We start from the raw sequence: 12,594 nt of genomic DNA on the forward strand, positions 1-12,594 counted from the left end.
AAGGGGGCATAATCGGAATCAAAAAGAGTATAAAAAATCATTGACAGGCATTGCCTATATCCACTATTCTTTATTTGCGATTTGCGAATAGAGAACAAGTATGATTTTAAAACCCCAGGACATATTCACGGTGCTCAAGCTGATTGCCATTGGCAATGGCGATTGGTCATACGCCAGGCTTGCCGTGGATTTGGGAATGAGCACATCGGAAGTCCATGCCGCGATAAAAAGATCCCTGCAAGCCCGGCTGGCGGTTCAGTATAATTTTCGGATACGGCCAAACATACAAAATCTCCATGAGTTTCTGATACATGGCATACGGTATGTGTTTATCCCGGAGCGGGGGGAGATAACGCGCGGCGTTCCAACGATTCACGGGGCCGCTTTTATGGAAAAAATGCTGGCGTCATCAGGCGGCCCCCTGCCGGTCTGGCCGGATCCGGAGGGGCCGGTACGCGGGGAGTCTTTTTCCCCACTATACCGGTCCGCGCCGTCAGCTTCCCGCAAAGACGATCAATTTTACGAACTGCTGGTGCTGGTAGACGCGCTTCGTGCCGGCAACGCCAGAGAACACAAACTCGCGGCGTCTGAAATTCAGAAGAGGTTTGATAATTATCGAGAGCGCTCAAAATCCCAATCTTGAACTGCTGGAAGCAGTCGCCCAAGAATTGCTGCCCCTTAACCACGAAGTCGTTTTTCTGGGAGGCGCCGCCACCGGCTTGCTGCTGACGGATACCGCTGCCCCGCCCATTCGCATTACCCGAGATATCGATATTATTATCGAGGTGGTTTCTCTGGCTGCGTATCATCGGTTTAATGAAAAACTGCGGAATCTGGGCTTTTCTGAAGACTTGTCTCCGGACGCCCCGCTGTGCCGCTGGCTGAAAAAGGGCATGATTCTGGATGTTATGCCAACAAATCCGGCCATTCTCGGATTTGGAAACCGGTGGTTTGCAAAAGCCTTCGCATCAGCCTGTTACCATCGACTGCCTTCCGGACAGGAAATCAAGTTGCTGCCGGCGCCGTTTTTCCTGGCGACAAAAATTGAAGCTTTTCAGCATCGCGGCAACGCCGATTTTGTCTTCAGCACCGATATGGAAGATATGGTTACCGTCATTGACGGCCGGCCTGAAATTGTTACCGAAGTAAACGAAGCCGAATCAGAACTGAAAAAATATATCAGGGATTATTTTGCTGATTTACTTTTACTTCAGGGGTTCTACGAAGCGCTGCCGGGATTCTTACCGCCTGATAAAGCAAGTCAGGCGAGAGCGACGCACGTGATCAGCCGTATGGAAGAAATTGCTGGCCGGAGAAGTTCATAAAAACTGCATCAAAAATACGGAACGCCCACCACCGTATATAAACCCGAACTAATTTTCACACACAGCAGTCTAGCCAAAGAAAAAGGGCTAACCGGTGCTTCGGTTAACCCTTCCTCATCATTGACTGTTTTTGGTGGAGCTGAGGGGGATCGAACCCCTGACCGCACATGACTGCCAGACAAAACCCGCGAGCTTCCTAACCCCCCTCAATTTTTACAGGTAGCTGAATTTGTTTGGTTTTTGATTTTTATGTTTTGGCAGATTTTCCATGTTTTTGCCAATTTTAGAAATTTTTCACACACAGATTCACACACAGAAATTCGGAGTCTCTTTGTTTCTGTCGATTTATCCTTGTCGGTTCTCGGTGAAAAGATCAGCGTTGCGGATGATGCAAGAATGGATTTCTTCGAAGAAAGTTAAGGGTTCTTATCCCCGAAGGGGATAAAAAGATATCTGCAAATTATATCTTCAAGCTCTCCAAGAAGCCGCTCCTCTTTATCATCTTCCTTGTCATTCATGATGCGGTGAATCATTTCCGTGCTTATCCAGAATAGCATGGTTGCGGCGTCCTCAATATTATCCACACGAATAAATTGTTTATACTGATTCAATAAATTGATTAAAAACAAAATTATTTTTTTTTCTTCTTCTTTGTTCATTTTGTTTACGTCTTCATCCAGTAAAATCAGCGCCTGGGCATCCTGGTGAATCATCGGGTTGATTTCATGAGATTCTTTTAAGGAGCGAATTAAGGAACGAACCAGCTTTTTTCCGTTATCAAGATTTTCTGTGGCACGATCGCCTACGTCTCTATTGATATTCTGGAATGCTTTTTCAGATGCCTCTTTATAGAATCTCTTGATTAATTCTATGGCAACTTCCTTCTTGTTATTGAAATATGCGTAAAAAGATCCGGTAGCCACACCGGCACGTTGAGCCAGATCATGCGATGTTATTTTAAAATATCCTTTTGCGGCAGAGAGATCCCAGGCGGCTTGCAAGATCTTTTCTTTGGTCTCAATGCTGCGCTTTTGTAATGGTATTCGAGCTTTATTTCTTACTCTAGTCACAATTGCTTTCCCAAATTAATTCGTCTAATTTCTTTTAATTACAACTTATTAAGTAATTTTTATAAAATAATCAATATAAATATGACATAAAGGTCATTTTTCTCTTTACAATATGACTTTCATGTCATATTCATCTCTTTACAAAGATTATAATAATCAGCAATTCCACGGTGTCGAAAGCAAAGGGGAACGTGAAAGCATGGAATATAAATATCTAGAAACAAGAAAAGAGAATTATACGCTCTGGGTCAAAATAAAAAATCCGCCGGTAAATTTCCTGACGGTGGCTATGCTCGAAGAGCTATTTACTGTGGTCAAGCAGGTATCCCATGATGATTCTGTCAGAGTTTTCATTCTGACCGGCGGCATGGAAGATATCTACATCATGCATTTCTCCATCCCCGAGCTTCTTGGTCTGTCGACGGACAATAAAAAACTGCTCCTCAATCTTTTCGTAAAAACAAGAATAACCGGCGCTGTTTTAAAATACATGACCACGCATACCAACTGGGTGATGGATTGTTTTGGATGGTATGAAACCATGATGCTGAAATTTGCCAGGAGTATAAGCGGTTATTCTTCGAGCCTCTATTTGTGGTTTATCATGCAGCGTGTCTATTTTGCGATTGAACGACTTAATAAAATAACCATTGCCGCAATCAACGGTAATTGCAACGGAGGCGGCACCGAGCTTTCCGCCTGTTTCGATTTCCGGTTTATGGTGGGCGATCAGGGATTCACCATCGGCCAGCCGGAGGTGCTGATCAATATCGTTCCCGGCGGCGGTTCGACACAGAGACTACCGCGCCTGATCGGCAGGGCCAAAGCGCTGGAGTTGATGCTGCGCGGCAATCAGTTGGACGCCGTGGAAGCCCAACGCATCGGTTTAATCACCGGATTTTTCGACAAGGCTCAATTCCAGGCAAAGGTGCGGGAATTCGCCGATCTGATGAGCAGGCGGCCGATGACGGCCGTGGATGCGATTAAGAAATGCGTCCATGATGGTATGGAAACAACCTTGAGGCACGGATTAAGCATCGAGATGGAGCAGAGCATCCGCTGCCTGGATATCCAAGATACCATGAACGCCATGCAGGCTTATATCCGATATCTCGATGAACATATTAATTCAATGGACCGTCAGAAAATGACGACCGAGGATCTTAACAAAGTCGTCCAGGAAACCGTGAAGCATATGGAGGAAGGTCATCTCTACAAATTTAAGCACGGTAAATAGAGGGAACAATTATTATCAAGGAGACTAATTATGGCTAAAACCATACTGGTGACCGGTGCATCCAGCGGTATCGGTTGGGCGACATCGCTGGAACTTGCCGAAAAAGGATGGCGAGTGTTTGCTGCTGTCCGGAAGGAGGCAGACGCACAAAAACTGCGCGAGGCCTCTTCCGACAGAATCACACCGGTGATAATGGACGTTGTGGACTATGAAAGCGTTAAGAAAGCAGCGGTGGAGATTGAAAAAATGCTCAACGGCGCCGGCCTGGACGCGCTGTTTAATAACGCAGGAATATCTGTCCAGGGTCCGCTGGAAATAATACCTATCGAACTCTTTGAACAGCAGATACGGGTTAATGTTTTCGGTCACGTATTCGTAACGCAGACCTTTCTCCCCCTTTTACGCAAAGCGCAGGGAAGAATCGTGTTCACAAGTTCCGAGAGTGGCAGGATAACACTGCCGCTCATGGCGCCTTATTCATCTTCAAAATTCGCGCTTGAGGCGGTGGCCAACGCCCTCAGAATAGAGCTTCGTCCATGGAAAATCAGGGTCTCTTCTGTGGAATTGCAGACAATAAAAACACCCATGTGGGAAAAAATAGACACCAGTACTGAAAAATTGATGGCATCCATTCCTCCGCAGGCCAGAGACCTATACCAAAATGAGCTGAAAACTTTGAGCGTTTTTCCTAAATGGCATGCGGAGATGGGGATATCCATGAAAAAGGCCGTCAGGGTAATCATTCGCGCCCTCAGCGCAAGAAGTCCCAAAGCCCGCTACCTGGTAGGTTATGAGGCCAGGTTTTTGGTCTACAGCCACGCCATCACGCCTATCTGGATGATGGACTGGTTCTCGAGCAAAATTATGATACTGCTGGGTAAATTTATAAAGTCAAAATGAACGGATAGCAGAAAACACGATTGGACGATAAGAATACAAAGGGTAAGCCTCCCTTTACCCTCAAATCTTGACATTTTTTTCACGTCAGCTGTTCAAAATATGAATCCGTTACACTGTCTCGAAGCTGAAGAGAGGTTGCCTTGATTGCAACAATGCAGGCGTCAGGTTGCTTCATCATCATCCGACGGTCAGGCTAAAGTTGTTTATCAATCCAGGGGGGCCGTGAGAGCAAAGTGTTCCCGAATCTACGCTTATCCCTCCACGAGATCCGGCTGGCCGAGCATTAGGAATTAAAACCTCTGGGCTTCCTAACCGCCTCAATTTTTTCAGGGAGCTGAATTTGTTTAGTTTTTGATTTCCATGTTTTGGCAGATTTTCCATGTTTCTGCCAATTTTAGAAATTTTTCACACACAGATTCACACATAGCAGTCTATCCAAAGAAAAAGGGCTAATCAGCGATCTGATTAACCCTTCCTCATCATTGACTTTTTTTGGTGGAGCTGAGGGGGATCGAACCCCTGACCTCATGACTGCCAGTCATGCGCTCTCCCAAACTGAGCTACAGCCCCAATAAAAAAGAATGTTTAGCAAAGGGTATGGCCCCAGTCAACCATAATTTTCAGGGGGCCTAAAAAAGTTTTGCGGGAAAGCAAAAGGGGCTGTCCCTGCATTTTTGTGTTGGAATGCCCTGAAAGGGCACGGCGCGCCGTGCCCTTTCAGGTTGGTGGGTCGAGTGCAAGATAAACCTGTAGAGGCGACCAGCGGGTCGTCCCAAGACATTTTTAGAAAAACGTTGATTCATGCCGGAAAAACGCCCTATATATTAGAGCATTGAAGCGTCCATCCATTTTATTAATATACGACAAGGAGTCCGCCATGAGCATGAAACCCTGGCCCACCCCCAGGTGGCCCCAAGGCGTTGCCCGGGAAATTTCAGACTATGAGCACCCCCTGTATGCGTTTCTGGATGACTCCGCACGGGATTATCCCGACAAGGTCTACACGATATTCAACGGCGGCACCCGCACCTTTGCCCAGGTAAAAGACGCCGCCGACCGGATCGCCCATTTTCTGCACGCCAGCGGCATTAAAAAGGGAGACCGGGTGGCCATTTTTCTGCCCAACCTGCCCCATTATCCTGAAGTCTATTTCGGCATTCTCAAGGCCGGAGCGGTCTGCGTTACCTGCAATCCGCTGTATACGCCGAGAGAACTGAACTACCAGCTCAAGGACTCCGGCGCCCGGGCGGCCTTTGCCATGGACCACCCCCAGTTCTACGAAACCATTGTCCAGGCCGTTCAGGAAACGGACGTGGAAACCGTGGTGATCTGCAACGTCAAATCCTACCTGCCGCCGCTCAAACGCTTTCTGGGCAGTCTGCTCAACAAGATCCCGTGCGCGGAACAGCACCATCCCGGCCACCTGATGTATGACGACGTCCTGGCCACCCATCCGCCCGAGCCGCCGGAAGTGAACATCAACCCCGTTGAGGATCTGGCCCTGATCATTTACACCGGCGGCACCACCGGCATGCCCAAGGGCGCGGCCCTGACCCATGCCAATTTTGTTTTTGACGTCAAGGCAATGGACGAATGGGTGCGGATCTCCCATGAACCGGGCGCGGCCCCGGAAAAAATCCGGCGGGGAGGTTTTCACTGTTATATCGGCGTCCTGCCCTGGTACCACAGCTTCGGCATGACCTTATGCATGCTGACCTCCTGTGCCTCGGCCAGCCGGCTGATCTGCGTTCCCGATCCCCGGGCCGGCAACCCGCCCTTTACCGAGGTGCTCAAGCTGGTCCAGCGCTATCGGCCCACATTCCTGGTGGGCGTGCCGACCATTTTTTCCGCCTTTGAGAACCATCCCCTTCTGGATCAATATGACTTAAGCTCGCTGATCTGCTGCGCCTCCGGGGGCGCGCCCCTGCCGGTGGAGCAGGCCACCAATTTTGAGGCCAAGACCGGCTGCATTATTTTTGAAGGCTACGGCTTGAGCGAAACCGCGCCGGTTATCTGCGGCAACCCCAGCGACAAAGCCCTGCGCAAGTTCGGTTCGGTGGGCTTTCCCATTCCCAACACCGACATCAAGATCGTGGACGCCGACACCGGCGCAACCGTCCTGCCCCGGGGCCAGGACGGCGAGATCGCCGTGTGCGGACCTCAGGTCATGCAGGGCTACTGGCGCAAACCCGAGGCCAACAAGGATGCCTTCCGCGAGATCGATGGCCGCCGCTATTTTCTGACCGGCGACATCGGCCATATCGATGAAGAGGGGTATATTACTATTACCGACCGCAAGAAGGACCTGATCCTGGTCGGCGGTTTTAACTGCTACCCCCGGGAGGTGGAGGAGGTGCTTTACCAGCATCCCAAGGTCGCCCAGGCCGCGGTGGTCGGCGTGCCCAACCCCCGCAGCGGGGAAGAGGTCAGGGCCTACGTCCAGTTGCGGGAAGGCATGCAGGCCACCGAGGAGGAGATTCTGGAGTTCTGCAAGGAGCGGCTGGCCGGGTACAAGCGGCCCCGGACCATCGAGTTCCGGGACGCGCTGCCGACTTCGGCCGTGGGCAAGGTGTTGAGGCGGGTTTTGAAGGACGAATATAAAAACCTCGGCTAAAAATTGCCTTTTGGTTCGATTTCGGCGTTGCGCTCAAATTTTAATCCTCGAAATACGTTTAAGTATTCCTGCGGTTAAAATTTTCGCGCGCCTTGAACTCGAAACAAAATTCTAATTTTTAGAGGTGGCTTGCAATCTCGGCTGACGGCTGGGAATGAGATCACTATTAATAGGACAAGAGACCATGAACATCGGAAAACGAATCAGAAAGAAGCGGATCTTCAACCGTCAATCCGGAAAGACCGTCATCGTGCCCCTGGATCACGGCGTCACCATGGGGCCCATCGAAGGGCTGGAGGACGTGGACCAGACCGTCAACATGATCATCCGCGGCGGGGCCAACGCCGCCGTGGTGCACAAGGGCATCGTCATGTCAACCAACCGGAGCGAGGGCACGGACATCGGCCTGATCATCCACCTGTCGGCCTCCACCGCCCTGACGCCCCAGCCGGACAGCAAGATATCGGTCTGCGATGTCGAGGAGGCAATGGCCCTGGGCGCCGACGCCGTGTCGGTTCACGTCAACGTGGGCGCGGACACGGAATCGGTCATGCTGGAGTTTCTGGGCCGCACGGCCAAAGCGTGTTACCGCTGGGGTATGCCCCTGCTGGCCATGATGTATCCCCGGGGCAAAACCGTGCAGCAGAACCTGGCCTCCATCAAGCACGCCGCCCGGGTGGGCGGGGAACTGGGCGCGGACATCGTCAAGTGCCCGTACACCGGCTCGGCCGAATCCTTTGCCGAGGTGGTGCGCGGCTGCCCGGTGCCGGTGGTCATCGCCGGCGGTTCCAAGCAGACCGATGCCCAGACCATGAAGATGATCGAGGGGGCCATGAAGGCCGGCGCCGCCGGCCTGTCCATCGGCCGCAACGCCTTTCAGCACAAGAATCCCGAACTGTTTGTGCGCACGGCCTGTGAGATCGTCCACAACAACCTGTCCGCCGACGAGGCGCTGAAGATGCTTCGGCGGGGATAAGATGAAGGTATCCATCGCCGGCGGCGGGCCGGCGGGCCTGATCACGGCCCTTTACCTGTCGCGGATTCCCGGCACCGACATCACGGTTTATGAAAAGCAGGACGAAGGAACCTACCGCTCCAGTCTTTGCGCCGAGGGCATTTCCCTGGAAAAGCTGAAGCGCCTGGAAAATGAAACCGGCTTTTGCTCAACGCCGTTCATCGCCGCCCGGGTGCGCGGGGTGCGGGTCAACTTTCCCAACCGCCGGCAGGGCATCGTGATCCAGGACGGCGCTACCCTCAAAAGAACCGAGTGGCTGCGCGGCATGATCGAGGTGCTGCGGCAGCGGAAGGTGGCGGTGCGGTTTTCGGAGCGGTACGCCGGGCCGGACGTGCCGGACGACGGCTGGCTGATCGGGGCCGACGGACCGGCCTCGAAAATCCGCTCCCGGATCGGCGGCCGGGTCGAGCAGGTGCCGGCCGTGCAGTACCGCATGCGACTGGATTGGCCCAAAGATTATTTTGACGTGTTTGTCGGCAGCCGGTTTTACGGCCGCAGTAAGGCCCATGGCTACGGCTGGATTTTTCCCCGGGACAACGGCGTCTTCAATGTGGGCGCCGGCGGCAGCTACGACATCCTGGACCAATTTCTGGCCGATTACGGCATCAGTGGCAGCATCGAAGAAAAGGGGGCCGCGCCTATTTCCGTCAACGGCACGGTCTTTGAGCGCGGCCGGGTCCTGCTGGTCGGCGACGCCGCCGGCCTGACCAACCCGGTCACCTGCGGCGGCCTGTGCGCCATCATCTGCTGCGCCGGCTATCTCCGGCAGGCCGTATCCTCCGGCCAACCCGGCGTCTACACCCGGCTGATCAAACGCCACGGCCTTTTCCCGGCCGACTGGAACCGCCGGCAGCAGGTCTTTTATCTTAACGATCCCCAGTTCAACCTCGTCGGCGACCTTTGCGCTGACCGGCGCGTCAACCCGCCGGGGCCTGCCTTCTTCGGTCGCCTGGCCGCAACCCCGCGACTCTGGAAAACCTGCCTGCGTCTGGGACGGCACATCCCGGCCCTGAAAAGCGTCTCCTGGTAGGAACACGGGGGCGGGCCTGCAGGGTCGGATATGGAGTGCCCGTTTGTCGGGTAGGGGCAAGGCGGGTCGCCCCTGCAAGTTCTTGGCAACCGGCGGTTCATCGGTCGCCCTACGCCTGGGTGATGCCCTTCCGTATGGAATCCCGGTTCACTAATTTCATGAGCCACATGACCAGAGCGGGGCTTAAGCGGTTCAGACGCCAGAGTATTTTGGCGAATAAGGTCACGACGATGAAGGCCTGGTTGCGTTCGACCCCGGCCAGGATCACTTTAGCGCATTCGTCGGGCGTGATGCCGACCCAGTCCGGCAGGCTCTTCATCAGTTTTTCCCGGTTGACTTTAATCATTTTTGAATCGGTGAAAATGGCGGTCTTGATATAGCCCGGGCAGACCACGCTCACCCGGACGCCCAGGTCGGCTCCTTCGATGCGCAGGGAGGTGGACAGCCCGACCACGCCGTGTTTGCTGGCCACATAGCTCGAGGTGCCGGGAAACGGGACCAGCCCTTCGATGGAGGCGGTATTGATGATATGGCCGAAGCCCTGCCGGGCCATGATGGGAAAGGCCACCGAGGCGCCGTAGACCACGCCGTAGAGATTGATGTCGATGACCCGGCGCCAGTCGTCGATGGCAAATTCTTTGGCCGGGCCGCCGACGGCAATGCCGGCGTTGTTGAAGATGTAATCGATCCGGCCGTGGGCGGCCACCGTGTCCTCGATCATTTTTTTCACGGCCTCGTACTGGGAAACATCCAGGGTCAGGGCCGTGGCCTTCCCCCCGGACTGAAGGATTCCGGCCGTCACCGCCTGAACGCGATCCGGGCTGATATCGCTGATCACCACATGGGCGCCCCGCCGGGCCAGTTCCTCGGCCAGGCTCCGGCCGATGCCGGAACCCGCGCCGGTGACGATGGCTGTTTTTCCGTTGAAGATGTTCATGGATTCTCCTTTTTTTCAGGGCACGGCACGCTGTTCCCCTTCAGGTTTATGTCAATTATCCCCAAAACTGGATTATGCAATACGGGCGACCGCCGGTCGCCCGTAGGGATTGGTGCGTCGTGACCGGCAATTTACCGGAACCGCATGTTGAATGTCCGGCCGAACACGAACGGTCCGGCCAGGCCCACCGGCAGCATGTAGGGCGATCCGCCGGGGATATCAATGGTCACGATACGGCCGTTCCGGGGCTCGCCGTCCACCAGCCGGGCCAGGGGATCGTACGCGGAGTCGTTGACGGTCAGTTTGATGTCCGCCCGGAATGATTCGTGGATGACCTCTTTGGGCCGGAACATCCAGACCGCGCTGAATGACATGAACTGCCCCAGGCCGCCGTAATTAAAGGTCTTGTTGTTGAAGACCGGCGGCGGGACGGGTTCCCGGGAACCGCGGGACGCCGTCATGGACATGACCGTGATGTCCCGGCGCGTAATAGAGGCGTTGACCGTTTCCCGGTTGTCCTCAAAAACAAACGTTCCGGTTTTCTTGGGGAACCCCAGCAGCTCCCGGCCCAGGATCAGGGCGGGATCGTCATCCACGATGATCCAGCAGCAGTGGCGGCCCTGGCCCAGCAGGGTGCGCACATGGATCATCATGATGGCCTCCTTGTACGGAAAGAGCGGATAGGCCACCGTGGGGTAGTTGATTAAGAAAAGCGTGGCCATGGGCGGATCCGTGGGCCACAGCCCCAGGGGCAGGATTTTTTTCACCTCACGGATGTTCACGGGCACATCCGCCAGCACTATCTGCGCGTTGTCCCAGGCGTTCACGCGTCTTTTGCGGTTGTCCAGCAGGCGTTTCCAGAGGTTATCGCTTCCGCCTGTTTGTCCGGTGGTATGGCTACTCATGGTTTCCTCCTGTTATTTCGGTTTTCGCCAATGGCGTCGGCCGCCAGCATGGCGTGCAGGACCTTTTCCGAGGTGATGTCGCCGGCCTCGTGGTGGATGCTGGAGCCCGGTTCGCAGGTTTTCTCCGCGGCCGTCATCAGCCTGCCCCGGTCCGGGGTCTTCAATCCGATGCCGGCCAGGGTGGTGGGCAGGCCGACCGCCTCGCAGAAGGCGTAAACAGCGGCTGTTTCCGCCGGCGGGGCATCGGTGAGCTGCAGGCCGGCCAGAACGCCGAAGGCCACCTTCTCGCCGTGATAATACGCATGGGTCTCTTCCAGGGCGGTGAGGCCGTTGTGAACGGCATGGGCGGCGGCCAGTCCGCCGCTTTCAAAGCCGACGCCGCTCAAGAGGATGTTGGTCTCGACGATGTGCTCCAGGGCGGGCGTGACGATGTGCCCTTCGGCCGCGATTTTGGCGTCCGGACCGTGGCTGAGCAGGGTGTCATAACAGAGCCGGGCGAGGTTGAGCCCCGTCAGGGTGCAGAGGCCGCCGCACTCGTTGGCCGATTGGGTGGCGTGGCAGGACCGGGCTTCAAACCAGGTCGCCAGAGCGTCGCCCATGCCGGCCACCAGAAAGCGGGCGGGCGCCCGGGCGATCACGGCCGTGTCCACCAGCACGGCGGCGGGGTTTGATTTCTGATAATAGACCGACGCGAAAACGCCCTGCGCCGAATAAAGCACGGCGCAGCCGCTGCACGGGGCATCGGTGGAGGCGATGGTGGGCACGATGAGGACGGGGATGCCGGCCCGGTCGGCGGCGATCTTGGCGGTGTCGATGGTCTTGCCGCCTCCCATGCCCACCAGGACATCCACGCCTTTTTCCCGGATAACGGCGGCTACCCGGGACAATTCCGCCTCACAGCACTCGCCGCTGAAGCGCTCCACCGGCAGGCCAGGGGTCTGAAGATCCAGGCCGCTTTCGGCCAGAACGGTCTTCCGGGCCGTGGGCGAGGCCAGGATCAGGCCCTGCCGGCCGAACAGCCGGATCAGGGCAGGCAGTTCCGACAAAGCGCCGGCGCCCTGGATATATTTTCCGGGAAACATCACTTTTTTCAGCATGGGGGTATCCTTATAAACTATTTAATCAGACCGTCTCCAGAAACGCGTCCACGGTTTTATAATATTCGTCAAATATAAAATACAGGGTTTCCGGCTTCTCCGGGGTTCCGATCAGGACGATTTTCTTGCCCAGGCCAAAGGCGATGCCGGCTTCCATGTGAGCGGACGTGCCGGCCGGCAGCAGCATGACAATGGTGCCGGCGTTTTTAAGGCCATCCAGGTCCCGCCGGAAGTGGGCCAGGTGAACCGGATCGTTTAAAAAATCCGGGTGGGATTCGAGCACGGCCATCTGCGCGTCAAAGGGAGCGTCCGGATTGGCCGGATCGGCGGGCTTGGCGGTAAAGTCATAGCAGGTTTTGCCTTTTTCCCGGATGGCGGCAATCAGCCGCCTGACGTTGGCGCCGTTGCGGAACCGGCCGATGACCATATAATCCGTCCTGTCATGCTGTGCCATACCTGTTTTC

The 12,594-nt window shown here is 54.9% G+C and carries 12 protein-coding genes and 1 tRNA gene; 7 read left to right on the forward strand and 6 right to left on the reverse strand.

All coding sequences use genetic code 11. From position 1 onward, the window contains the following. Positions 1-100: 100 nt before the first annotated feature. Together AB1724_07280 and AB1724_07285 are read left to right on the forward strand one after the other, a co-directional pair. Positions 101-643, forward strand: coding sequence for a hypothetical protein (locus tag AB1724_07280; GenBank protein ID MEW6077595.1), 543 nt, complete (start codon positions 101-103; stop codon positions 641-643). Next, positions 606-1,325 carry a hypothetical protein gene (locus tag AB1724_07285; GenBank protein MEW6077596.1) on the forward strand — a complete coding sequence of 240 codons (720 nt, stop codon included), beginning with the start codon at positions 606-608 and terminating at the stop codon, positions 1,323-1,325. Before AB1724_07280 ends, AB1724_07285 begins: the two co-directional genes overlap by 38 nt. 416 nt (positions 1,326-1,741) lie before the next feature. On the opposite strand, the gene AB1724_07290 is transcribed toward AB1724_07285, so the two are convergent. Beyond that, positions 1,742-2,395, reverse strand: a complete 654-nt coding sequence (locus AB1724_07290; protein MEW6077597.1) for a TetR/AcrR family transcriptional regulator — start codon at positions 2,393-2,395, stop codon at positions 1,742-1,744. A gap of 199 nt (positions 2,396-2,594) precedes the next feature. On the opposite strand from AB1724_07290, the gene AB1724_07295 reads away from it, so the two are divergent. Continuing rightward, positions 2,595-3,632 (forward strand): enoyl-CoA hydratase/isomerase family protein, encoded by a 1,038-nt coding sequence (locus AB1724_07295; GenBank protein MEW6077598.1) that lies wholly within the window; start codon positions 2,595-2,597, stop codon positions 3,630-3,632. 30 nt (positions 3,633-3,662) lie between these two features. Continuing rightward, positions 3,663-4,532 carry an SDR family oxidoreductase gene (locus AB1724_07300; GenBank protein ID MEW6077599.1) on the forward strand — a complete coding sequence of 290 codons (870 nt, stop codon included), beginning with the start codon at positions 3,663-3,665 and terminating at the stop codon, positions 4,530-4,532. A 493-nt stretch (positions 4,533-5,025) separates the two neighbouring features. On the opposite strand, the gene AB1724_07305 is transcribed toward AB1724_07300, so the two are convergent. Continuing rightward, a tRNA-Ala gene (locus AB1724_07305) sits at positions 5,026-5,102 on the reverse strand. Positions 5,103-5,409: 307 nt separating this feature from the next. Between AB1724_07305 and AB1724_07310 the strand changes: the two genes are divergently transcribed. The 3 genes from AB1724_07310 to AB1724_07320 all read left to right on the forward strand — a co-directional run bounded on the left by AB1724_07310 (position 5,410) and on the right by AB1724_07320 (position 9,191). Beyond that, the gene (locus AB1724_07310; protein ID MEW6077600.1) at positions 5,410-7,146 is read left to right on the forward strand and encodes a long-chain fatty acid--CoA ligase; all 1,737 of its coding nucleotides are present in this window, start codon (positions 5,410-5,412) and stop codon (positions 7,144-7,146) included. Between the two features lie 184 nt (positions 7,147-7,330). Beyond that, the gene (locus tag AB1724_07315; GenBank protein MEW6077601.1) at positions 7,331-8,122 is read left to right on the forward strand and encodes a 2-amino-3,7-dideoxy-D-threo-hept-6-ulosonate synthase; all 792 of its coding nucleotides are present in this window, start codon (positions 7,331-7,333) and stop codon (positions 8,120-8,122) included. 1 nt (position 8,123) lies between these two features. Next, complete coding sequence (locus AB1724_07320) at positions 8,124-9,191, forward strand: NAD(P)/FAD-dependent oxidoreductase (GenBank protein ID MEW6077602.1); 1,068 nt, start codon at positions 8,124-8,126, stop codon at positions 9,189-9,191. Positions 9,192-9,300: 109 nt separating this feature from the next. On the opposite strand, the gene AB1724_07325 is transcribed toward AB1724_07320, so the two are convergent. From AB1724_07325 to AB1724_07340, 4 genes are all read right to left on the reverse strand, one after another. Then, positions 9,301-10,128, reverse strand: coding sequence for an SDR family oxidoreductase (locus AB1724_07325; protein ID MEW6077603.1), 828 nt, complete (start codon positions 10,126-10,128; stop codon positions 9,301-9,303). A 131-nt stretch (positions 10,129-10,259) separates the two neighbouring features. After that, positions 10,260-11,033, reverse strand: coding sequence for an acetoacetate decarboxylase family protein (locus AB1724_07330; GenBank protein ID MEW6077604.1), 774 nt, complete (start codon positions 11,031-11,033; stop codon positions 10,260-10,262). After that, the gene (locus AB1724_07335) at positions 11,030-12,130 is read right to left on the reverse strand and encodes a glycerol dehydrogenase (protein ID MEW6077605.1); all 1,101 of its coding nucleotides are present in this window, start codon (positions 12,128-12,130) and stop codon (positions 11,030-11,032) included. Before AB1724_07335 ends, AB1724_07330 begins: the two co-directional genes overlap by 4 nt. Before the next feature lie 25 nt (positions 12,131-12,155). Beyond that, on the reverse strand, positions 12,156-12,584 hold the full coding sequence (locus AB1724_07340) for a hypothetical protein (protein MEW6077606.1): 429 nt from the start codon (positions 12,582-12,584) through the stop codon (positions 12,156-12,158). Between the last annotated feature and the right edge of the window lie 10 nt (positions 12,585-12,594).

This window comes from Thermodesulfobacteriota bacterium, from assembly GCA_040753795.1.
Classification (GTDB): Bacteria; Desulfobacterota; Desulfobacteria; order Desulfobacterales; family Desulfosudaceae; genus JBFMDX01.